The organism is Streptomyces virginiae, from assembly GCF_000720455.1.
Lineage (GTDB): Bacteria > Actinomycetota > Actinomycetes > Streptomycetales > Streptomycetaceae > Streptomyces > Streptomyces virginiae.
Map to the genome: position 1 here is coordinate 120,155 of NZ_JOAK01000011.1, position 23,122 is coordinate 143,276.

Annotated in this window: 16 protein-coding genes; 14 read left to right on the plus strand and 2 right to left on the minus strand. The window is 72.6% G+C overall.

All coding sequences use genetic code 11. The features are described 5' to 3' along the window. The first annotated feature begins 16 nt into the window (after positions 1-16). From IG86_RS0118685 to IG86_RS0118695, 3 genes are all read left to right on the plus strand, one after another. Entirely contained in the window at positions 17-1,435 is a 1,419-nt protein-coding gene (locus IG86_RS0118685) for an NAD(P)/FAD-dependent oxidoreductase (RefSeq protein ID WP_030823858.1), read from the plus strand. A gap of 149 nt (positions 1,436-1,584) precedes the next feature. Then, positions 1,585-2,049 carry a hypothetical protein gene (locus IG86_RS0118690; RefSeq protein ID WP_030898112.1) on the plus strand — a complete coding sequence of 155 codons (465 nt, stop codon included), beginning with the start codon at positions 1,585-1,587 and terminating at the stop codon, positions 2,047-2,049. A gap of 85 nt (positions 2,050-2,134) precedes the next feature. Then, complete coding sequence (locus IG86_RS0118695; protein ID WP_030898115.1) at positions 2,135-3,952, plus strand: chitinase; 1,818 nt, start codon at positions 2,135-2,137, stop codon at positions 3,950-3,952. On the opposite strand, the gene IG86_RS0118700 is transcribed toward IG86_RS0118695, so the two are convergent. Continuing rightward, on the minus strand, positions 3,912-4,697 hold the full coding sequence (locus tag IG86_RS0118700; protein ID WP_078905954.1) for a phosphatase PAP2 family protein: 786 nt from the start codon (positions 4,695-4,697) through the stop codon (positions 3,912-3,914). The two genes, IG86_RS0118695 and IG86_RS0118700, sit on opposite strands and share 41 nt — an antisense overlap. Before the next feature lie 168 nt (positions 4,698-4,865). Further along, the gene (gene gabT / locus IG86_RS0118705; RefSeq protein WP_030823871.1) at positions 4,866-6,212 is read right to left on the minus strand and encodes a 4-aminobutyrate--2-oxoglutarate transaminase; all 1,347 of its coding nucleotides are present in this window, start codon (positions 6,210-6,212) and stop codon (positions 4,866-4,868) included. Between the two features lie 248 nt (positions 6,213-6,460). On the opposite strand from gabT, the gene IG86_RS0118710 reads away from it, so the two are divergent. From IG86_RS0118710 to IG86_RS0118760, 11 genes are all read left to right on the plus strand, one after another. Then, positions 6,461-8,833, plus strand: coding sequence for a hypothetical protein (locus IG86_RS0118710; protein ID WP_030898122.1), 2,373 nt, complete (start codon positions 6,461-6,463; stop codon positions 8,831-8,833). Between the two features lie 118 nt (positions 8,834-8,951). Beyond that, positions 8,952-10,535: a PucR family transcriptional regulator gene (locus IG86_RS0118715; protein ID WP_030823876.1), complete on the plus strand. Its 1,584-nt coding sequence runs from the start codon at positions 8,952-8,954 to the stop codon at positions 10,533-10,535. Positions 10,536-10,685: 150 nt separating this feature from the next. Next, positions 10,686-12,131 (plus strand): aldehyde dehydrogenase family protein, encoded by a 1,446-nt coding sequence (locus IG86_RS0118720; protein WP_030898126.1) that lies wholly within the window; start codon positions 10,686-10,688, stop codon positions 12,129-12,131. Between the two features lie 211 nt (positions 12,132-12,342). Beyond that, positions 12,343-14,301, plus strand: coding sequence for an acyl-CoA dehydrogenase family protein (locus IG86_RS0118725; protein ID WP_030823882.1), 1,959 nt, complete (start codon positions 12,343-12,345; stop codon positions 14,299-14,301). A 96-nt stretch (positions 14,302-14,397) separates the two neighbouring features. Beyond that, on the plus strand, positions 14,398-15,726 hold the full coding sequence (locus IG86_RS0118730; protein ID WP_030898129.1) for a hypothetical protein: 1,329 nt from the start codon (positions 14,398-14,400) through the stop codon (positions 15,724-15,726). Positions 15,727-15,747: 21 nt separating this feature from the next. Continuing rightward, positions 15,748-17,001 carry a 1-deoxy-D-xylulose-5-phosphate reductoisomerase gene (dxr, locus tag IG86_RS0118735; RefSeq protein WP_030898131.1) on the plus strand — a complete coding sequence of 418 codons (1,254 nt, stop codon included), beginning with the start codon at positions 15,748-15,750 and terminating at the stop codon, positions 16,999-17,001. Next, on the plus strand, positions 16,998-18,299 hold the full coding sequence (locus IG86_RS0118740) for a M50 family metallopeptidase (protein WP_030823890.1): 1,302 nt from the start codon (positions 16,998-17,000) through the stop codon (positions 18,297-18,299). Before dxr ends, IG86_RS0118740 begins: the two co-directional genes overlap by 4 nt. A 174-nt stretch (positions 18,300-18,473) precedes the next feature. Continuing rightward, positions 18,474-19,631: a flavodoxin-dependent (E)-4-hydroxy-3-methylbut-2-enyl-diphosphate synthase gene (gene ispG / locus IG86_RS0118745; RefSeq protein ID WP_030823893.1), complete on the plus strand. Its 1,158-nt coding sequence runs from the start codon at positions 18,474-18,476 to the stop codon at positions 19,629-19,631. 287 nt (positions 19,632-19,918) lie between these two features. Beyond that, a complete protein-coding gene (locus tag IG86_RS0118750; RefSeq protein ID WP_030823896.1) occupies positions 19,919-20,764 on the plus strand; it encodes a GNAT family N-acetyltransferase in 846 nt (281 codons plus the stop codon). A 62-nt stretch (positions 20,765-20,826) separates the two neighbouring features. Then, positions 20,827-21,369, plus strand: coding sequence for a GNAT family N-acetyltransferase (locus tag IG86_RS0118755; protein ID WP_030823899.1), 543 nt, complete (start codon positions 20,827-20,829; stop codon positions 21,367-21,369). Between the two features lie 42 nt (positions 21,370-21,411). Further along, on the plus strand, positions 21,412-23,109 hold the full coding sequence (locus IG86_RS0118760) for a proline--tRNA ligase (RefSeq protein WP_030898136.1): 1,698 nt from the start codon (positions 21,412-21,414) through the stop codon (positions 23,107-23,109). Positions 23,110-23,122: the final 13 nt, after the last annotated feature.

Below are 23,122 nucleotides of genomic sequence, written 5' to 3' on the forward strand. Positions count from 1 at the left end.
TAGGGAGTTGGAAGCCATGGCCCCAGTCGCCATGCGTAGTGTTGCTGCATCACTTTCCGAAGCGAAGCCGGTCTCGTACTGGCTGGACGACCCGGGCAAGCCGGCCGCCGAGCCGGCGCTGACCTCCGACGAGCGCTGCGACCTGCTGGTCATCGGCGGCGGCTACAGCGGTCTGTGGACCGCGCTGCTCGCCAAGGAGCGCGACCCCGGGCGGGACGTCGTACTGATCGAGAGCAAGGAGGCGGGCTGGGCCGCCTCCGGACGCAACGGCGGCTTCTGCGCCGCCTCCCTCACCCACGGCCTGGGTAACGGCATCGCCCGCTGGCCCGGCGAGCTGGCGAAGCTGGAGGAGCTGGGCGCCCGCAACCTCGACGCCATCGAGGAGGCCGTCGCCCGTTACGGCATCGACTGCGACTTCGAGCGCACCGGCGAGATCGACGTCGCCACCGAACCCCACCAGGTCGAGGAGCTGCGCGAACTCCACGAGGAGGCGCTCCGCCTCGGCCTGGCCGGCGGGTCCGAATGGCTCGACCGCGACGCCGTGCGCGCCGAGGTCGACTCCCCGACCTTCCTCGCGGGCCTGTGGGACCGCGACGGCGTCGCCATGCTCAACCCGGCGAAGCTGGCCTGGGGCCTCAAGCGGGCGTGCCTCGACCTCGGGGTGCGGATCTACGAGAACACCCGCGGCCTGAAGCTCGCCCCTGCGGGACGCGGGATGACCGTGCAGACCCCCTACGGCACGATCCTCGCCCGCCGGGTCGCCCTGGGCACCAACATCTTCCCGTCGCTGGTCCGGCGGATCCGTCCCTTCACCGTCCCGGTCTACGACTACGCCCTGATGAGCGAGCCGCTGGACGACGCGCAGCTGGCCGCGATCGGCTGGAAGAACCGCCAGGGCCTAGGCGACAGCGCCAACCAGTTCCACTACTTCCGGATCACCAAGGACAACCGGATCCTGTGGGGCGGCTACGACGCGATCTACCCCTACCGCGGCAAGCTCGACTCCGAGTACGACCACCGCCCCGAGACCTACCTCCGGCTCGCGGAACACTTCTTCACCGCCTTCCCCCAGCTGGAGGGGCTGAAGTTCAGCCACGCGTGGGGCGGCGCCATCGACACCTGCTCGCGGTTCTCCGCCTTCTTCGGAACGGCGCACTCCGGCAAGGTGGCGTACGCGGCCGGCTACACCGGCCTCGGAGTGGGCGCCACCCGCTTCGGCGCGGACGTGATGCTGGACCTGCTCGACGGGCTCTCGACCGAGCGCACCCGGCTGGAGATGGTGAAGTCCAAGCCGATGCCGTTCCCGCCCGAGCCGTTCGCCTGGACCGGGATCGCCCTCACCAAGTGGTCGCTGGCCCGCGCGGACGCCCGGGGCGGGCACCGCAACCTGTGGCTGAAGGCGATGGACAAGCTGGGCCTCGGCTTCGACAGCTGAGCCGACCGCCCGCTCCCCGGCGCGCCCGGGCCCCTTCGCCGTGTGACCCGATTCACTACCACGGAGTAACGCAACCCGCGTCATAGCCGGGCCCGGCCCCGCTCTCTGCAGGTGAGAACGCCTCATCTACAGGGAACGGAGGCCGGGCGATGACGACCCCGGGGGACAAGACTGCGGTGGAATGGCTGGCATCGGCGGCGCCGGATCCCGACGCCTGCCGACGGGCATGGGAGCGCAACCCCCTCGGGGTCGCCCTCCTGCCCGCAGGCCGGCTCTGGGACGTGCTGATCCTGCCGGGGGAGCTGGGGCAGGCCACCCTCGACGTGCTCGCCCTGCTCACCGACCGGCCCGGCCCGGTGCTCGCCGACTTCGGCGAATCGCGGCTGGGCTTCTTCGTGCCCGCGGGCACCGCCTCCCACTGGATCGGCACGGGCGTACGGGGAGCCGGGCGCGGGGCGTGGATCGTGGTCCCGTACCCGGGACGGGCGACCGGAGGCGTGCGCTGGACGGTGCTCCCGGACGGGGAGGGGACCCTCACGGACCCGGTCCTGCTGGAGCTCGCCATGCACGAGGCCGCCGCACGCGCGCTGGTGGGGGAGTGCCGGAACCCTTGACAAGGGGATTGGTCTGGACCATCTTGGGCGCCGCTGTTCCCGTTCCGGCAGCCTGGCTCCATCCCCCCACGTCCCGGAGGCAGTTGTGCGCAGAACCCGGTCCCTCCTCACGGCCGCCGTCCTCGCGGCGGCCGGCTTCCTCGCCGCGGGCCCGCCGGCCGCGGCCGCGGCCGCGGACGCCGACCTCGTCCGCAACGGCGGCTTCGAAGCCGGACTCGACGGCTGGAGCTGCTCGGGCGGCAGCGGAGCCGCCGTCACCGCGCCCGTCCACGGCGGAAGTTCCGCCCTGAAGGCCACCCCGGCCGCCCAGGACAACGCCCGCTGCTCCCAGAGCGTCACCGTCAAGCCGGACTCCACGTACACGCTCGGCGCCTGGGTGCAGGGCGCGTACGTCTACCTCGGCGCGAGCGGGACCGGCACCACCGACGTGTCGGCCTGGACGCAGAGCCCGGGTGCCTTCAAGCAGCTGACGACCAGCTTCCGCACCGGCCCGTCCACCACCTCGGTCACCGTCTACACCCACGGCTGGTACGGCCAGCCCGCCCATGTCACCGACGACGTCACCCTGGTGGGCCCCGACCCCGGCGGCCCCGGCCAGCCCCAGCCCCCGGCCGCCCCCACCGGCCTGACCGCCTCGGCGGTCTCGTCGAGCTCGGTCCTGCTGTCCTGGACGGCGGTGCCCGGCGCCACGTCGTACACCGTCCACCGGGACGGCGCCGCACCCCTGCCGGTCACCGCCGCCTCGGCGACGGTGACCGGCCTCGCCGCCTCCACCGCCTACACCTTCCGGGTCGGCGCGGTGAACGCGGCGGGCGAGTCCCCGCTGAGCGCCCCCGTCTCCGCGACGACGACGGGCAGCGGCGGCGGAGGGGGCGGCGGGCTCCCCGCGCACGCGCTCGTCGGCTACCTGCACACGAGCTTCGCCAACGGCTCCGGCTACCTCCGGATGGCCGACGTGCCCGCCGCCTGGGACGTCATCAACCTCGCCTTCGGCGAGCCGACCTCGGTGACCTCGGGCGACATCCGCTTCCGGCTCTGCCCGGTCACGGAATGCCCGAACGTCGAATCACCGGCGGAGTTCAAGGCGGCCGTCAAGGCCAAGCAGGCCGCCGGCAAGAAGGTGCTGATCTCCATCGGCGGCCAGAACGGCCAGGTCCAGCTCCCGACCGCCGCCGCCCGCGACACCTTCGTCTCCTCCGTCGGCAAGATCATCGACGAGTACGGGCTCGACGGCCTGGACATCGACTTCGAGGGCCACTCCCTCTCCCTGGCCACCGGGGACACCGACTTCCGCGCCCCCACCACGCCGGGCATCGTCAACCTGATCTCCGCCGTGAAGTCCCTGAAGGCCCGCTACGGCCCCGGCTTCGTCCTCACCATGGCCCCGGAGACCTTCTTCGTCCAGCTCGGGTACCAGTTCTACGGCTCCGGCCCCTGGGGCGGCCAGGACCCGCGCGCCGGTGCGTACCTCCCGGTCATCCACGCCCTGCGCGACGACCTCACGCTGCTCCACGTCCAGGACTACAACTCCGGCCCGATCATGGGCCTCGACAACCAGTACCACTCCATGGGCGGCGCCGACTTCCACATCGCCATGACCGACATGCTGCTCACCGGCTTCCCGGTGGCCGGCAACACCGCCCGCGTCTTCCCGGGCCTGCGCCCCGACCAGGTCGCGATCGGGCTGCCCGCCACGACGAACGCGGGCAACGGCCACACCTCGCCGGCCGAGGTGACCAAGGCCCTGAACTGCCTGACGAAGAAGACGGACTGCGGCACCTACCAGACCCACGGCACCTGGCCCGGCCTGCGCGGCCTGATGACCTGGTCGATCAACTGGGACCGCTTCGGAGGCGGCGAGTTCAGCCGGAACTTCGACGCGTACTACGGCAGGACCGTCTGACCGCCAGCAGCAGCGGTGTACACATCAGCAGACTGGCCAGCACGTCCAGCGGCCAGTGGAACCCCCGCAGCACCAGCCCGACGGCCGTCGCCCCCGTGAGCACGAGGGCGGCGGCCGCCGGCCACCACCGGCCCAGGTGCGGCCGCAGCAGCAGGGCCGCGCCGGCGTACGCGACGAAGGCCGTCGCGGTGTGGCCCGAGGGGAAATAGCCCGCGGCCCACGGCTCCAGCGGGCCGGGGCGGGCGGTCCACTCCTTCAGCGGGACGACGAGGGCCGGCACCAGGGCCATCGCCACCGCCGCGGCCACGGCGCCGCGGCGGTTCCCGCGCAGGGCGGCGTACGCGGCGGCGAGCAGCAGCACGGGCAGTGCGACCGGGATGTTCCCGAGGTCGGAGAGGCCCTCGGTGACCGCGTCGGGGACGGAGCGCACCAGCGCGCCGCTCAGCCGGGCGTCCCAGGACAGCAGCGGGCCCCGCACCAGGACCTGCCAGGTGATCAGGGCGAAGAGGAGTGCGCAGAGCGCGCAGGCGGCGAGTTCGCCGGAAAGGGTGGCCGGCCGTCCCGGAACAGGGGGGATGGTTCCGGGACGGCCGCCCGGACCGGGTTGCCGGACGCCCCGGGGGGTTTGGGGCGGTCGGCTGTCCGATCGGTGAGGAGTGTGCGCGAACGCATGCCCGGTACGGCGCTGGGGAAGCCCGGTACCGGTATCGCCCCCGGTCTCCCGGGAGCGGGCTGTTTCACTCATCTGCAGAAACCGTACGGCAGCGGAAGGGGGACCGACAGCAGGAACGCGCTCCCGCCATCGGCCCCCCACACCTTCTTCACAGCGCCCGCCCGTTACCGTCGGTACGAGGGGCGGTCACTGCGCTCGGACGTTCTAGTCGTTCGAGCGGGTGGTCGTGCCGACCGTGGCTCAGATCTCCGTGCCGATGGCCGCGAACGCGGCCTCGATCAGGTCCAGGCCCTCGTTCAGCAGGTGCTCGCCGATGACGATCGGCGGGAGGAAGCGGAGCACGTTGCCGTAGGTGCCGCAGGTGAGGACGAGCAGGCCCTCGGCGTGGCAGGCCTTGGCGAGCGCGCCGGCCGCCTCCGGGAACGGGGTCTTGGAGACCGGGTCCTTGACCAGCTCGATCGCGATCATGGCGCCGCGGCCGCGGATGTCGCCGATGATCTCGTACTTCTCCTGCATGGCCGTCAGGCGGGCCTTCATGATGGCCTCGATCTTCTTCGCCTTGGCGTTGAGGTCGAGCTCCTTCATGGTCTCGATGGAACCGAGCGCACCGGCGCACGCCACCGGGTTGCCGCCGTAGGTGCCGCCCAGGCCGCCCGCGTGGGCGGCGTCCATGATCTCGGCGCGGCCGGTCACGGCGGCGAGCGGCAGACCGCCCGCGATGCCCTTGGCGGTGGTGATCAGGTCCGGGACGATGCCCTCGTCCTCGCACGCGAACCACTGGCCGGTGCGGCAGAAGCCGGACTGGATCTCGTCGGCGACGAAGACGATGCCGTTCTCGTTGGCGAACTTCACGATCGCCGGCAGGAAGCCCTTGGCCGGCTCGATGAAGCCGCCCTCGCCGAGGACCGGCTCGATGATGATCGCGGCGACGTTCTCGGCGCCGATCTGCTTGCTGATCTGGTCGATCGCCTGGGCGGCGGCCTCGGGGCCGCAGTTCTCGGCGCCGGTGGGCCAGCGGTAGCCGTAGGCGACCGGGACGCGGTAGACCTCGGGGGCGAACGGACCGAAGCCGTGCTTGTACGGCATGTTCTTCGCGGTCAGCGCCATCGTCAGGTTCGTGCGGCCGTGGTAGCCGTGGTCGAAGACGACGACGGCCTGGCGCTTGGTGTACGAACGGGCGATCTTGACGGCGTTCTCGACGGCCTCGGCGCCGGAGTTGAACAGGGCCGACTTCTTGGCGTGGTCGCCCGGGGTCAGCTCGGCGAGGGCCTCGCACACCTCGACGTAGCCCTCGTAGGGGGTGACCATGAAGCAGGTGTGGGTGAAGTCGGCGAGCTGCGCGGAGGCGCGGCGCACGACGGCCTCGGCGGAGGCGCCGACGGAGGTCACGGCGATGCCGGAGCCGAAGTCGATCAGCTGGTTGCCGTCGACGTCCTCGATGATGCCGCCACCCGCGCGGGCCGTGAAGACGGGCAGCACGGAGCCCACGCCGCCGGCCACGGTCTGCAGGCGGCGGGCCTGCAGCTCCTGCGACTTGGGGCCGGGGATCGCGGTGACGATCTTGCGCTCCTGCGGGACAGCGGTCATAGAGGGCTCCTGGGGGGTGTTTTCGGACGCACTTGTGTCTTTGTCCGCAGGCTAGGCCCGGGAGCGGGGGTCCTGCATGCTCCGTTCGGTAGTGATCTCAGCGTGTCCTTGTCCGCGACGGCCATAGGAAGGACGCGGTACGTGTCTCGTGGATCAGCACCGGGTACGGGCGCAGCGCGCCCCCAAGCACCGGGCCGGGCACTAGATTGAGCGCCGCAGGGCAAGGGATGGGCAGGGGGCAGGGGTTCATGGACACCGAGGGCACGTACGACGGACAGGCAACGCGACGAGGCCACGTCCCCAGACCGACCACGCCTCCACCGGCCCCGCCGCACGTCCCCCCGGCCCCGCCGAAGCCGGTCCACGCGCCGGCTGTGGGCCCCACGCTCGCGGACTGGGCCCGTGCCCCACGACCGCAGGCCGAACCGGGCGTCTGGCGGTTCGGGTACGAACCCCGGAAGGGGGAGGAGGCGGAGGCCGCCACCGACCGATCGCTGCTGATCGGTGCGGTCATCTCGTTTCTGGCATGCGTCCTGCTCTGGTCCCTGCTGACCAACAACTACATCCCCTACGCCGAAGTGCCGTTGAAGCTCTTCACTCCCCGGGACTGGTGGGAGTTCGGGGGCGGAGCCGCCGACCACCGGGGCAGAGCTGCACTGCAGGTCTACGAACTGCTGCTGACAGGAGCGCTGGTCTTCTGGTTCAGCCGGTTGGGCTCCTGGAGCCTGGCCTTCGAAAGGCTCGTCGCGGCCCGCGGCTCCGGGGCTCGTGTCGCCGGCGCGGCAGCCGTAGCCCTGTTCGTCGCAATGCTCATCGCGACGAGGACCCTGCCCGCAGACGACCTGGTGTTCAGCCACCTTCCCTACCCCGAGCTGGGGAGAGCGGCCACGCTCACCGTCAACCTGCTGTTCGTGGTGTTGTACGGACCCGTCGTCTACCTTTTCCTCCGGCTGGCAGGGTGGCGAGGCCCGCGCGGCCGATCCGCACCGCCGGCGACCACTGCCGCGGCGGCCCCCGCCGGACTCGCGGCGCAGCACCCACCCGCAGAGGATCCCGTGCGGTGGCCGCAGTTGCGGGGGGCCGGGCTTGTGGAGGTGGCCGATCGGCTCGAAGGGGAGGCCGGGGGCGGGCGGATGAACGACGTGGACTACGCGCGCATCCAGCGGGCCTGGGACTCCGTGCGCGTCGACCCCTCGCGGATGCGCGCCTTCGCCGACTCCGTCCGGGACAAGGGCGCCGGGGCCTGCGTGCACCCCTCCGGGGACCGGGACCTGCCCGTGCGGGCCGCCCGGCACGACCTGCTGGCCCGGCAGGTGCTGCTCGGCACCGTCGAGGACGGCGTCCGCAACCCCTACGCCCGCCGCGGCACCTCCCTCGCGCTCGACCCCGACGTGCTCGGCACCTCCCTGCTCGCCGTCGGCCCCTCCGGCACCGGCAAGACGCAGCGTCTGGTGCGGCCCGTCGTGGAGTCCCTCGCCCTCCAGGCGCTCGCCGGCCAGGCCGCAGTCGTCGCCGTCGGCGCCGCCGGGGCCCAGCTCGGGCCGGACGCCGCCTACGACGTCGTGGTCCGCATCGGCGACCCCGGATCCGTCTACGACCTCGACCTCTACGGCGGTACCACCGACCCCGACGAGGCCGCGACCCTGCTCGCCGAAGCCTTCGTCGGAGACGTCCCCGGGATCGACGTACGCCGTGCGGCGACCGCCCTCGCCCAGCTCCTCGGGCCGTTCCGGGCCGCCTACGGCCGCTTCCCCGCCGTGCCCGAGCTGCGCGAGCTGCTCGACCAGGTCCCGGCCGCCTTCGACGCCCTGCGCCGCGAGCTCGCCGCCGACGGCGCACAGCAGGCGATGCTGCGCGAGCTCGACGCCCGCACCCGCCAGCACGGGGCGCACGGTGACCCCGGACCGGCCCTCGCCGACCGGGTCGCCCTGCTGGACCGGCCCGCCTTCGCCGGGTTCTTCGACACCACCGGGCAGGGGCGGCCGTTCTCGCTGCGCGCGCTGGAACACCCGATCCGGGTCCGCGTCGACCTGCCCGAACGCGGCCACGCCGACGCCTCCCGGATGCTGGCCCGGCTGCTGCTCGCCCAGTTCAACGCCGCCGCGGCCGCCCGCGCCGACCGCTCCCTCTTCGCCTTCCTCGCCTTCGACGACGCCTCCCACACCCTGACCGCGGAGACCGTGCGCGGCGTCCAGCGGCTGCGCTCGGCGCACGCCGGCGTACTGCTCACGCTGCGCACGCTGGACGACGTACCGGAGGCACTGCGCACGCCCCTGCTCGGGGCTGTCGGCTGCCGGATGGCCTTCGCCGGGGTCACCACCTGGGACGGCAAGCGCTTCGCGGAGGCCTGGGGAACCGAGTGGGTGGAGACGCGCGACGTCACCCACCGCACGGTCTTCGCCGACCAGCCCCTGACCCGCGCGATCCACGCCTTCCGCAAGCTCGTCACCGGCAAGGCGGTCACGACGGACGCGGTGACCGTGCGGCAGGTGGAACGGGAGCGCTGGTCCGCCTCGGACCTGGCGCACGCCGTGCCGCCCGGGCACGCGGTGCTGTCGCTGACCTCGGTCAGCGGCGAACGGGCGGCCCCGCTGCTGGTCCGCCTGGCCGGAACGGCCTGACCCGCGCCCCGACCCGTACGAGGTGGCAGAATCGAGGGGAGTCGTTCGTACGACACGGCGAAAAGCGTCGGCGGCTCCTCCTCCACCGCCCCCCTCCCGCTAAGGCCCCTGGTAACCGATGCCGCTGACCCTCGCCTCACTCGTCCAGCATTCGGCGCTCAAGCTCAGCGTCCGGGCGGGGGAGAGCCGCCTGGACACCCCCGTGCGCTGGGCCCACGTCAGCGAGCTGGCCGACCCCGTCCCCTATATGGAGGGCGGGGAGCTGCTCCTGATCACCGCGATGAAGCTGGACGCGGACGACCCGGAGGAGATGCGCCGCTACGTACGCCGCCTCGCCGCGGCCGGAGTGGTCGGCATCGGCTTCGCGATCGGCGTCAACTACGAGGCGGTCCCCGACGCGCTGGTCGACGCCGCGCGGCGCGAGGACATGCCGCTGCTCGAAGTGCCGCGCCGGACGCCCTTCCTGGCGATCAGCAAGGCCGTCTCCGCGGCGCTCGCGGCGGACCAGTACCGGGCGGTGACCGCCGGCTTCGAGGCGCAGCGCGAACTGACGCGCGCCGCGCTCTCCGCCGACGGGCCCGCCGAGCTGCTGGCGAGGCTCGCGGCGCACGTGCACGGCTGGGCGGCGCTCTACGACACCTCCGGCGCGGTCGTGGCGGCCGCCCCCGAATGGGCCGCGCGCCGCGCCGCCCGGCTGACCCCCGACGTCGAGCGGCTGCGGGAGCGGCCGGCGCCCGCGAGCGCCGTGGTGGGAGGTTCCGAGGACCGCGTCGAGCTGCAGTCCCTGGGCACCGGCCGGCGGGCGCGGGGCGCGCTCGCCGTCGGCACCGGGGCCCCGCTGGGCACGGCCGAGCGGTACGCCGTGCACTCTGCGGTCGCGCTGCTGACGCTCACCACCGAGCGGTCGCGCTCGCTGCACGACGCCGAATCCCGGCTGGGGGCGGCGGTGCTGCGCATGCTGCTGGCGGGGGAGCCCGACCACGCCCGGGCCGTGGCCGGAGACCTGTACGGGACGCTGCTCGACGCGCCGTTCCGGCTGATCGTGGCCGAACCGGCGCTGGCGGGGACGGCGCAGCCGGAGGGGCTGGCGCTGCTGACCGACACCGTGGAGTCGGCGGCCGCCCGCACCGGGGAGGCGCTGCTGGTGGTCCCGGAGCCGGGACGGCTCGTGGTCCTCGCCTCCGACGCGGGCTCGGCCGTACAGGCGTGCGCGGACCACGCGGAAGCCCTGGAGGCCCGGCGCGGCCGGGACGCGGCCGGCCCCGAACCGGACGAACTGGTGGTCGGACTGTCCGCGCCCGCCGGGCCCGGCGGCGTCGCGGCGGCCCTCAAGCAGGCCGACCAGGCCCTCGCCGTGGCCCGCCGGCGCGGCCGCCCGATGGTGGAGCACGAGGACATGGCGGCGGGCTCGGTCCTGCCGCTGCTGGCCGACGACGCGGTACGGGCCTTCGCGGACGGCACCCTGCGCGCCCTGCGCGAGCACGACGCGACGGGCCGCGGCGACCTGGTCGCCTCCCTGCAGGCCTGGCTCTCCCGCCACGGCCAGTGGGACGCTGCCGCCGCCGACCTCGGCGTGCACCGGCACACCCTGCGCTACCGGATGAAGCGGGTCGAGGAGATCCTCGGACGCTCCCTGGAGGACCCCGACGTCCGCATGGAGCTGTGGCTCGCCCTCAAGGCCACCTCCGCCCCCGGCCAGTGAGCCGCAGTGGGGCCGCCCGGGTGCGACAGTGACAAACCGGCGCGACCCCGACGGCAGGTACTACACCCCGGATAAACGCCGAATCCCCCGGGGAGTCCTACGGTGGAGGGGTCAGGACCCACCGCACACTTCCGAAGGGCCGGGATTCGCATGACTTCCACCCACGCCTTCTGGCTCGCCGGCCGCCAGGCCACCGGCGAGGACAGCTTCGACGTCCACTCCCCGTGGGACGGCCGACTGGTCGGCACGGTCAGCGTGCCCACCGACGAGCAGGTCGAAGAGGCCGTGGCCGCGGCGTACGCCGTGACGGCGGAATTCTCCGCGACCCCCGCCCACGTACGGGCCGCGGCCCTGGACCACGTGTCCAAGCGGCTCGCCGAGCGCACCGAGGAGATCGCCCGGCTGATCTCCGCCGAGAACGGCAAGCCCCTCAAGTGGGCCCGCGGTGAGGTGGGCCGTGCGGTGTCCGTGTTCCGCTTGGCCGCGGAGGAGGCCCGCCGCTTCAACGGCGGCGACGCCCAGCGCCTCGACACCGACGCCGGCGGCGTCGGCCGCCTCGCGCTGACCCGCCGCTTCGTCAAGGGCCCGGTCCTCGGCATCGCGCCGTTCAACTTCCCGCTGAACCTGTGCGCCCACAAGGTGGCCCCGGCCATCGCCGTCGGCGCGCCGATCATCCTCAAGCCGGCCCCGGCCACCCCGCTGTCCGGCCTGATCCTCGGCGAGCTGCTCGCCGAGACCGACCTCCCGGCCGGCTCCTGGTCGGTCCTGCCGGTCGCGAACGACAAGATGCCCGCCCTGGTCAAGGACGAGCGCCTCCCCGTCATCTCCTTCACCGGCTCCGACACCGTCGGCTACGCCATCCAGCAGTCGGTGCCCCACAAGCACTGCACCCTGGAGCTCGGTGGCAACGCAGCGGCCGTCGTCCTGGACGACTGGTCCTCCGAGGCCGACCTCGACTGGGCCGCGACCCGCATCGCGACCTTCTCGAACTACCAGGCCGGCCAGTCCTGCATCTCCGTGCAGCGCGTGATCGCCGACGCCTCCGTCTACGACCGTCTCGTCGAGAAGGTCGTCGCGAAGGTCCAGGCGCAGGTCACCGGCGACCCGAACGACGACGCCACCGACGTCGGCCCCCTCGTCTCCCAGGCCGCCGCCGAGCGCGTCGAGTCCTGGGTCGACGAGGCCGTGTCCGCGGGCGCCAAGCTGCTCACCGGCGGCAAGCGCGAGGGCGCCTCGTACGAGCCGACCGTCCTGGCGAACGTCCCGGACGGCGTCAAGCTCGCCACCGAGGAGGTCTTCGGCCCGGTCCTCACCCTGCTGCGGGTCGAGAACACCGACGAGGCCTTCGCCGCGGTGAACGACTCGAAGTTCGGCCTGCAGGCCGGCGTCTTCACCCGCAACGTCCAGACCGCGTTCCGCGCCCACCGCGAGCTCGAGGTCGGTGGCGTGGTCATCGGCGACGCGCCGTCCTACCGCGCCGACCAGATGCCGTACGGCGGCGTCAAGCAGTCCGGCGTGGGCCGCGAGGGCGTCCGCTACGCGATGGACGACTACACCTACGAGCGGGTCCTGGTCCTGACCGGCCTCGACATCTGATCTCGTACGGCCGAAGAGCCGACGGCCGGAGCCCACTGTGCGGGGGCTCCGGCCGTCCCCCTTTTCCGGCCCGGGTCCGGCCCCCGGACCCGGCGATTCCCCCGACTGGTCCGCCCCGGCTTTTCCCGCGGAGCCGGGCGGGGTACGACTCACAGGTAGCACCGGCCAGTAGGCCGGTACCACCGACTCCGGCGGCGAGGTGAGTCCCCGCATGTCCGCAACACAGCCCGTACAGCCCAGCGGCACACAGCCCAAGGTGACCGAGCGCGAGGCACGACAGGTCGCGGAAGCGGCCCGGGAACAGGACTGGCGCAAACCCAGTTTCGCCAAGGAGCTCTTCCTGGGACGGTTCAGGCTCGACCTGATCCATCCCCACCCGCTCCCCACCGACGAGGACGTCCGCCGGGGCGAGGCCTTCCTCGCCCGGTTGCGCGAGTTCTGCGAGACCCGTGTCGACGGCGCCCTCATCGAGCGCGAGGCGAAGATCCCCGACGAGACCGTGCGCGGGCTCAAGGAGCTCGGCGCCCTCGGGATGAAGATCGACCCCAAGTACGGGGGTCTCGGCCTCACCCAGGTCTACTACAACAAGGCGCTCGCCCTCGTCGGCTCGGTCAGCCCGGCCATCGGAGCCCTGCTCTCCGCCCACCAGTCGATCGGCGTGCCCCAGCCGCTGAAGATGTTCGGCACGCAGGCGCAGAAGGACGCCTACCTGCCGCGCTGCGCCACCACCGCCATCAGCGCCTTCCTGCTCACCGAACCCGACGTGGGCTCCGACCCCGCCCGCCTGGCCACCACCGCCGTCCCGGACGGCGAGGACGCCTACGTCCTCGACGGCGTGAAGCTGTGGACCACCAACGGGGTCGTCGCGGACCTGCTCGTGGTCATGGCCCGGGTGCCGAAGTCGGAGAACCACCGCGGCGGGATCACCGCCTTCGTCGTCGAGGCCGACTCGCCCGGCATCACCGTCGAGCACCGCAACGCCTTCATGGGCCTGCGCGGCCTGGAGAACGGCGTCACCCGCTTCCACCGGGTGCGGGTCCCCGCCGACCAGCGCATCGGCGCCGAGGGCGCCGGCCTCAAGATCGCCCTCACCACGCTCAACACCGGCCGGCTCTCCCTGCCCGCCATGTGCGTCGGCGCCGGCAAGTGGTGCCTGAAGATCGCCCGCGAGTGGTCCGGCGTGCGCGAGCAGTGGGGCCGGCCGGTCGCCCGGCACGAGGCGGTCGGCGCCAAGATCTCCTTCATCGCCGCCACCACCTTCGCCCTCGAAGCGGTCGTCGACCTCGCCTCCCAGATGGCCGACGAGGACCGCAACGACATCCGCATCGAAGCCGCCCTCGCCAAGCTCTACGGCTCCGAGATGGCCTGCCTGATGGCCGACGAACTGGTCCAGATCCGCGGCGGACGGGGCTTCGAGACCGCCGAGTCCCTGGCCGCCCGCGGCGAGCGCGCCGTCCCCGCCGAGCAGATGCTCCGCGACCTGCGCATCAACCGGATCTTCGAGGGATCCACGGAGATCATGCACCTGCTGATCGCCCGCGAGGCCGTGGACGCCCACCTCTCGGTCGCCGGCGACCTCATCGACCCCGACAAGGACCTCGGCGACAAGGCCAGGGCCGGCGCCCGCGCCGCCGGGTTCTACGCCCGCTGGCTGCCCAAGCTGGCCACCGGACCCGGCCAGGTCCCCGGCACCTACCGGGCCTTCCACCCCGGCGGCCACCCCGACCTCGCCACCCACCTGCGCTACGTGGAGCGCAGCGCCCGCAAACTCGCCCGGTCCACCTTCTACGCGATGTCCCGCTGGCAGGGCCGCATGGAGACCAAGCAGGGCTTCCTCGGCCGGATCGTCGACATCGGCGCCGAACTCTTCGCGATGAGCGCGGCCTGCGTCCGAGCCGAGCACCTGCGCGCCTCCGGACAGCACGGCCGCGAGGCCTACCAGCTGGCCGACGCCTTCTGCGAGCAGTCCCGGCTGCGCGTCGAGGAGCTCTTCGGCCGGCTCTGGTCCAACACCGACGACCTCGACCGCAAGGTGGTCGCGGGCGTCCTGTCCGGGACCTACACCTGGCTGGAGGAGGGCGTCCTCGACCCGTCGGGCGACGGCCCCTGGATCGCGGACGCCGCCCCCGGTGCCTCGACCCGGAAAAACGTGCACCGCCCCATCCGCTGACCTGCGATCATCGCCGCACGTCGGACAGACGTACGAGGATGAGTACGCGTACGGAACCGGTACGCGCACGAGCACAGCACGAGGCGGACGAGAACCATGCCGACGGCCGAGCAGGACCGCACCAGCCGACGGCTGGCCTGGTGCGTGGCGCACCTTCTGCGCCACGCACCGGACCACGTCGTCGTCGACATGACCCGCCGGCTCGACCGGCCGACCCTCAAGTACCTCTGCCGGGACGAATGGCTGGCGGCCTCCACCGTCACCCTGCTCCTGCGCCACGCAGACGAGGCCGGCCGGGGCTACATCGCCCGCAACCCCCGCGTCGTGGGACGGCCCCTGCCCGGCCTGCCGGGGCCCGCCCGCTACGCCCGCCGCCGCACCCCGCCGGAGCTCCTGCCCGTGCTCCGCGCCGAGCTCGGCCGCGACCCCGGCGCGGAACCCCTCACCGCCGCCGAGCTGACCGGCCTGCTGCGCCGGCACGGCCGCCGCGGACTGCGGGTCCCCCTGGACATCCTGGCGCTGCCCCACGAAGCCGCCCCGGAACGCCTGCTCGCCGAGCACTCCCGCCTGCCGTTGCCGGCCGGCTCCGTCGAGGCCCTGCTGCTCGCCGCCGACCTGCCCCGGGAGACCGTCGGCGGGCTGCTCGCCACGGCCGCGGCGCCGGGGGACGCCCGCTCCTGGCACCGGCCGGCCGTCCGCGCCGTACGCATGGGCCGGCTCACGCACGAGGAACTCGTCACCCACGTCGCCCCCGCCCGCCACACCCTGCTCCTCGGCCACCTTCCCGCCCGCCGCTCCCTGCGCTGGACCCTGCCCGAACAGGCCGGCATGCAGACCGCCGTGATGCGGGCCCTGCGCCCGCTGGGGGACGACCCGCGGCTGTGGGCGGAGCTGCTGCGGCACGCCCCCGGCCACCCGGGACCGCTGCCCGCACTGGTGGCGGGCGTCGTCGACGGGACCCTGCCCGAACCGGACGGCGCGGGGGAGGCGGACCCCGAGCTCACCCGGGCCGTGCGCCACCTCGCCCCGACCGCCGCCGAGCCCACCGGCGACGTCGAGCGCGAACTGGCCCTGGCGAGCCTCGCCGTGCCCATGGAGAGCGTCGACGAGGACATCCGCTGGGTGCGCGACTGCCTCGACCGCGGCCTGCTCACCGGCATCGACGTGATCCGGCACAAGCTGCCCGCCTGCTGGGCCCTCGACGAGGACCACTGGCTCGGCGACGTGGACCACCCCGACCGGCACGACCACGCGGGCGCCGTCCTCGCCGCCCACGCGGAGGCGTACCGGCTGCTCACCGTGGCCCTCGGCGAGGACCCGGAGGCCTGGTGGCGGACCGCCCGCACGCTCCCCGACTTCGCCGGAACGCTCCCGCACCTCCTGCTGAGGGTCACGGAAGGGGGCTCCGTGTCGGGCCGCCCCTGACTTGCGGCAACAATGGGGGGCATGAGCGACCGTCCAGCCCCCCTCGCCGACCCGCACCTCCTCTTCGACGCCGCGGCCGGCCGCAGGGACATCGTGATCCTCGGGTCCACCGGCTCCATCGGCACCCAGGCCATCGATCTCGCCCTGCGCAACCCGGACCGCTTCCGGGTCACCGCCCTGTCCGCCGCCGGCGGCCGGGTGGCGCTGCTGGCCGAGCAGGCCCGGCTGCTGCGGGTCGGGAAGGTGGCCGTCGCCCGCGAAGACGTCGTACCGGCCCTGAAGGAGGCGCTCGGCGCCCAGTACGGGCCGGGCGAGGCGCTGCCCGAGATCCTGGCCGGTCCGGACGCCGCGACCGAACTCGCCGCCTCCGAGTGCCACACCGTCCTCAACGGCATCACCGGATCCATCGGCCTCGCGCCGACCCTCGCCGCGCTCCGGGCCGGCCGCACCCTGGCCCTGGCCAACAAGGAGTCGCTGATCGTCGGCGGCCCGCTGGTCAAGGCCCTCGCGAAGCCCGGCCAGATCATCCCCGTGGACTCCGAGCACGCCGCGCTCTTCCAGGCGCTGGCCGCCGGCACCCGCGCCGACGTGCGCAAGCTCGTGGTGACGGCCTCCGGCGGCCCCTTCCGCGGCCGCACCCGCGCCGAGCTGGCGAAGGTGACCGTCGAGGACGCGCTCGCGCACCCGACCTGGGCCATGGGCCCGGTGATCACCGTCAACTCGGCGACGCTGGTCAACAAGGGCCTGGAGGTCATCGAGGCGCACCTCCTCTACGACATCCCGTTCGAGCAGATCGAGGTCGTGGTCCACCCGCAGTCGTACGTGCACTCGATGGTGGAGTTCACCGACGGCTCCACCCTCGCCCAGGCCACCCCGCCGGACATGCGCGGGCCCATCGCCATCGGCCTCGGCTGGCCCCAGCGGATCCCGGACGCGGCCCCCACCTTCGACTGGACCAAGGCGTCCACCTGGGAGTTCTTCCCGCTGGACACCGAGGCCTTCCCCGCCGTCGGCATCGCCCGGCACGTGGGCGGCCTCGGGGGCACCGCCCCCGCCGTGTTCAACGCGGCGAACGAGGAGTGCGTCGAGGCGTTCCTGGCCGGTCGGCTGCCGTTCACAGCAATCATGGATACGGTCTCTGCCGTGGTCGATGAGCACGGGACGCCGGAGTCGGGAACCTCCCTGACCGTCCAGGACGTCCTTGAAGCAGAGGCCTGGGCCAGGGCCCGGGCGCGGGAGATGGCGGCTCGGGCCGCCGCGGAGGCGCGCGCATGACACTTCTGATGACGGTGCTCGGAATCGTGATCTTCGCGGTCGGCCTGCTGGTCTCCATCGCGTGGCACGAGCTGGGACACCTCTCCACGGCCAAGCTCTTCGGCATCCGCGTGCCGCAGTACATGGTCGGCTTCGGCCCGACCGTCTGGTCGCGGAGGAAGGGCGAGACCGAATACGGGATCAAGGCCATCCCCATGGGCGGCTACATCCGCATGATCGGGATGTTCCCGCCCGGCGAGGACGGCAAGGTCACCGCCCGGTCCACCTCGCCGTTCCGGTCGATGATCGAGGACGCGCGCTCGGCGGCGTACGAGGAGCTCCAGCCCGGCGACGAGACCCGCCTCTTCTACACGCGCAAGCCGTGGAAGCGCGTGATCGTGATGTTCGCCGGCCCGTTCATGAACCTGGTCCTGGCCGTGGCGATCTTCCTCACCACCCTGATGACCTTCGGTCTGAACACCCAGACCACCTCGGTCGCCACCGTCTCGGACTGCGTCATCCAGCAGAGCGAGAAGCGCGACAAGTGCCAGCCCGGCGACCCGGCCGCACCCGCCCGGGCGGCGGGCCTGAAGGCAGGCGACAAGATCGTCGCCTTCGACGGCCGCCGGGTCGACGACTGGTCCGCCCTCCAGAAGGACATCCGCGCCACCGTCGGGCCCGCCACGATCACCGTGGTCCGGGCCGGTGAGCGCCTCGACCTCAAGGCGAACCTGATCGAGAACAAGGTCGCCAAGACGGACGGCAGCGGCAAGTACGTCAAGGACGAGTACGTCACCGCGGGCTTCCTCGGCTTCGCCCCCGCCTCCGGCTACGTACCGCAGTCCTTCGGCCAGTCCGTCGAGCGCATGGGCGAGATGATGGAGGCCGGCGTGCAGTCGCTGGTCGCCCTGCCGTCCAAGGTCCCGGACCTGTGGAACGCGGCCTTCAACGGGGCCGAACGCAAGCAGGACAGCCCGATGGGCGTCGTCGGCGCGGCCCGCGTCAGCGGTGAGATCTTCACCCTCGACATCCCCGCCCAGCACCAGCTGGTGTTCTTCCTGAACCTGCTGGCCGGCTTCAACCTCTCGCTGTTCCTCTTCAACATGCTGCCGCTGCTCCCCCTCGACGGCGGGCACATCGCCGGCGCGCTCTGGGAGTCGCTGCGGCGGGGCGTGGCACGGATCTTCCGCCGCCCCGACCCCGGCCCGTTCGACGTGGCGAAGCTGATGCCCGTCGCGTACGTCGTCGCGGGCCTGTTCATCTGCTTCACCCTGCTGGTGATGGTCGCCGACGTGGTGAATCCGATCAAGATCACCTAGTTTGCGGTGCCGTACCCCGGTCGTACCGGAGCCGGGCACGGATCGTGCCCGGCTCCCTACGTTCGGGTGGCGCACCCCCTCGGATGCACGGCCCGCCCCTGGGTTGGCGTAATCTCGAAGCCTGGAGCCCGCCGATCTCGGGACCTTGATCCACACCTTGGGGTTGCACAGCAGATGACTGCCATCTCTCTCGGAATGCCGGCCGTGCCGACGAAGCTTGCCGACCGCAGGGTCAGCCGCAAGATCCAGGTCGGCAAGGTCGCCGTCGGCGGCGACTCACAGATCTCCGTGCAGTCGATGACCACCACCAGGACCTCCGACATCGGGGCGACGCTCCAGCAGATCGCCGAGCTCACCGCCTCCGGCTGCGACATCGTCCGCGTGGCGTGCCCGACGCAGGACGACGCCGACGCCCTCGCCGTGATCGCCAAGAAGTCGCAGATCCCGGTCATCGCCGACATCCACTTCCAGCCGAAGTACGTGTTCGCCGCGATCGACGCCGGCTGCGCCGCGGTCCGCGTGAACCCGGGCAACATCAAGCAGTTCGACGACAAGGTCAAGGAGATCGCGAAGGCCGCGAACGAGACGCGCACGCCGATCCGCATCGGTGTGAACGCCGGCTCCCTCGACGCCCGACTGCTGAAGAAGTACGGCAAGGCCACCCCCGAGGCGCTGGTCGAGTCCGCGCTGTGGGAGGCCTCCCTCTTCGAGGAGCACGGCTTCGGCGACATCAAGATCTCGGTCAAGCACAACGACCCGGTCGTCATGGTCAACGCCTACCGTCAGCTCGCCGCCGCCTGCGACTACCCGCTGCACCTGGGCGTCACCGAAGCCGGCCCCGCCTTCCAGGGCACCATCAAGTCCGCGGTCGCCTTCGGCGCCCTGCTCTCCGAGGGCATCGGCGACACCATCCGCGTCTCCCTCTCCGCCCCGCCGGCGGAGGAGGTCAAGGTCGGCATCCAGATCCTGGAGTCGCTGAACCTCAAGCCGCGCCGCCTGGAGATCGTCTCCTGCCCCTCCTGCGGCCGCGCCCAGGTCGACGTCTACAAGCTGGCCGAGGAGGTCACGGCGGGCCTGGAGGGCATGGAGGTCCCGCTGCGCGTCGCCGTCATGGGCTGCGTCGTCAACGGCCCGGGCGAGGCCCGCGAGGCCGACCTCGGCGTCGCCTCCGGCAACGGCAAGGGCCAGATCTTCGTGAAGGGCGAGGTCATCAAGACCGTCCCCGAGTCGAAGATCGTCGAGACCCTCATCGAAGAGGCGTTGAAGATCGCGGCGCAGATGGAGGCCGACGGCGTCACCAGCGGCGAGCCGACCGTCGCCATCGGCGTCTGATCTTTTTCGGGCTCGCCTCGCCTCCGGGGCGCCTGTTGCCGGCTCGCGCCGGCGTACGTGCTCGGAAACGCTCGTGCCTCGCGTTCCCTGCGCGCGTTCGCCGTCGCTCCCCGGCGCGCCCCTTCGGCTCGCCTCGCCCCCGGCTCGGCCGGCCCCGCACGTGGCCCCGGCCCCGTTCCCGCAGTTCGGGAGCGGGGCCGGGGCCTTTTCGTGACCTCTGGACGCGGCATCGTCCGGTGCCGCCGGGTACAGTGCGGAGATCAGCAGACTTGCATGGTGAGGCCCCAGTGTTGACGCAGACCACCACCCGGGTCCTTGAGCCCAGTGATCTCGACGCCGCGCTCGACATCCTCGGACGCGAGCCGGTCGAGAACGCCTTCGTCACCTCCCGGGTCCAGGTCGCCGGACTCGACCCCTGGCGCCTGGGCGGCGAGATGTGGGGCTGGTACGCCGACGGCGAGCTCCGTTCGCTCTGCTACGCCGGAGCCAACCTCGTGCCCGTCTGCGCCGAGCCCGACGCCGTACGGGCCTTCGCCGACCGGGCCCGCCGCACCGGCCGCCGCTGCTCCTCCATCGTCGGCCCCGCCGAGCCGACCCGGCGGCTGTGGCAGCTCCTGGAGCCCAGCTGGGGCCCCGCCCGCGAGGTCCGCGCCCACCAGCCCCTCATGGTCATCGACCGACCCTCCACCACCGTCCAGGCGGACCCGCAGGTCCGCCGGATCCGCAAGAACGAGATGGACCTGATCATGCCCGCGTGCGTGGCCATGTTCACCGAGGAGGTCGGCGTCTCGCCGATGGCCGGCGACGGCGGACTGCTGTACCAGGCCCGCGTCGCCGAGCTCGTCGCCGGCGGCCGCTCCTTCGCCCGCGTCGAGGACGACAAGATCGTCTTCAAGGCGGAGATCGGCGCCGCCACCTCCCGCGCCTGCCAGATCCAGGGCGTCTGGGTGGCCCCCGAGTTCCGCGGCCGCGGCCACTCGGAGACCGGGATGGCCGCCGTCGTCGAGTACGCGCTGCGCGACGTGGCACCCGTGGTCAGCCTCTACGTGAACGACTTCAACACCGCGGCACGGGCCGCGTACCGACGGGTGGGCTTCCGTGAGGTCGGCGCGTTCATGAGCGTGCTGTTCTGAACCGCCCGACGACTGCGGACGCGGCATTCCGGCACACCCTTACCCCGAAGTAAGGTCGCCGCATGCTGCCTTCCGGAGTCCGTATCGGCCCCCTCGACCTCGCCGCCCGCGTGGACGAGGCCCTGCGCGTGCAGGCCGTCGCCTTCGGCCTCAGCGAGGAGGAGGTCGGCATCCGGCGCTACATCGTCCAGCGCCACATGACCTGCAAGGGCGCCCGCGCCCTCGGCGCCTTCGCCGAGGACGGCGCACTCACCGGATTCGTGTACGGGATGCCCAACGACCGCACCCACTGGTGGTCCACCATCGTCGAGCCCTACCTGCGGTCCGGCGGGCACGAGGACTGGCTGGACGGCTCCTTCGTCATCACCGAACTGCACGTCCACCCCGGCTTCCAGGGCCACGGCGTCGGCCGCGCACTGATCACCACCATCACCGACGCCGCCGCCGAGCCCCGATCGATCCTCTCCGCCATCGACACCGAGAGCCCCGCCCGAGGGCTCTACCGGGCCCTCGGCTACGTCGACCTCGCCCGCCAGGTCCACTTCCCGAGCGCGAGCCTCCCGTACGCCGTCATGGGCGCCCCACTGCCGCTGACCAGGGCCTGAAATGGTTTCCGGGGTCCACGGGGCCCCGGTAACCTCCCGGGCATGTCCACACATCACGTACAGCGCATGTCCCGCCTCATGGCCAAGACCCTCCGCGAGGACCCGGCCGACGCCGAAACCCTCAGCCACCGGCTCCTGGTCAGGGCCGGATACGTGCGGCGCAGCTCCGCCGGCGTGTGGACATGGCTGCCGCTCGGCAAGCGGGTCCTGGACAACGTCAGCCGGGTCGTCCGCGAGGAGATGGACGCCATCGGCGCCCAGGAGGTGCTGCTCCCCGCCCTGCTGCCGAAGGAGCCGTACGAGGTGAGCGGCCGCTGGTCGGAATACGGCGACCTGCTGTTCCGGCTCAGGGACCGCAAGGGCGCGGACTACCTGCTCGGCCCCACCCACGAGGAGATCTTCACCCTGGTGGTGAAGGACCAGTGCACCTCGTACAAGGACCTGCCGGTCATGCTGTACCAGATCCAGACCAAGTACCGCGACGAGGCACGGCCCCGGTCGGGCGTGCTGCGCGGCCGCGAGTTCCAGATGAAGGACTCGTACTCCTTCGACGTGTCCGACGAGGGGCTGGAGGAGTCCTACCGGCTCCACCGCGAGGCCTACGTCCGGATCTTCGAGCGGCTCGGCCTGGACCACCGCATCGTCTCGGCGGTGTCGGGGGCGATGGGCGGATCGGCGTCCGAGGAGTTCCTGGCCCCGGCCGGGGCCGGCGAGGACACGTTCGTGGACTGCCCCTCCTGCGCCTACGCGGCCAACACGGAGGCCGTGACCTTCGCACTGGCCCCCTTGTCCGCGGAGCACCCGGCCCTGGAGGAGGTGGACACCCCCGACACCCCGACGATCGAGACCCTCGCCGCGCACCTGGGGGTCCCCGCCTCGGCGACGCTGAAGAACCTCCTGGTGAAGGTCGACGGCGAGATCGTCGCCGTGGGCGTGCCCGGGGACCGGGAGGTGGACCTCGGCAAGCTGGGCGAACACCTGGCCCCCGCGGTCGTCGAGCTCGTCACCGCCGAGGACTTCACCGACCGGCCCGACCTCGTACGCGGCTACGTGGGCCCGCAGGGCCTGGAGAAGGTCCGCTACCTGGCCGACCCGCGGGTCGCGCCGGGCACCGCCTGGGTGACGGGCGCCAACAAGGCCGACACGCACGCCCGCAACGTGGTCTGCGGCCGGGACTTCGAGGTGGACCAGTACCTCGACGTGGTGGTCGTGGAGCCGGGCGACCCCTGCCCCTCCTGCGGCGCCGGTCTGCGGCTCGACCGGGCGATCGAGATCGGGCACATCTTCCAGCTCGGCCGCAAGTACGCGGACGCCTTCGGGCTGGACGTGCTGGGCCGCGAGGGCAAGCCGGTACGGGTCACGATGGGCTCCTACGGCATCGGCGTCTCACGCGCGGTGGCGGCACTCGCCGAGCAGACGGCGGACGAGCGGGGCCTGTGCTGGCCGGCCGCGGTCGCCCCGGCCGACGTCCACGTGGTCGCGGCGGGCAAGGCCGTACCGCTGGCTCTGGCCGAGCAGGCGGCGACGGCCCTGGCCGCATCCGGGCTGCGGGTCCTGCTGGACGACCGGCCGGGCCTCTCCCCGGGCGTGAAGCTCACGGACGCGGAGCTGATCGGCGTGCCGTGGATCCTGGTGGCGGGCCGCCGCTCCGCCGACGAGGTCGTCGAACTCCAGAACCGCGCCACGGGCACCCGCGAGGAACTCCCCCTCACCGAAGCCCTCGCCCGCCTGACGTCGTAAAGGGCGGGGAGGG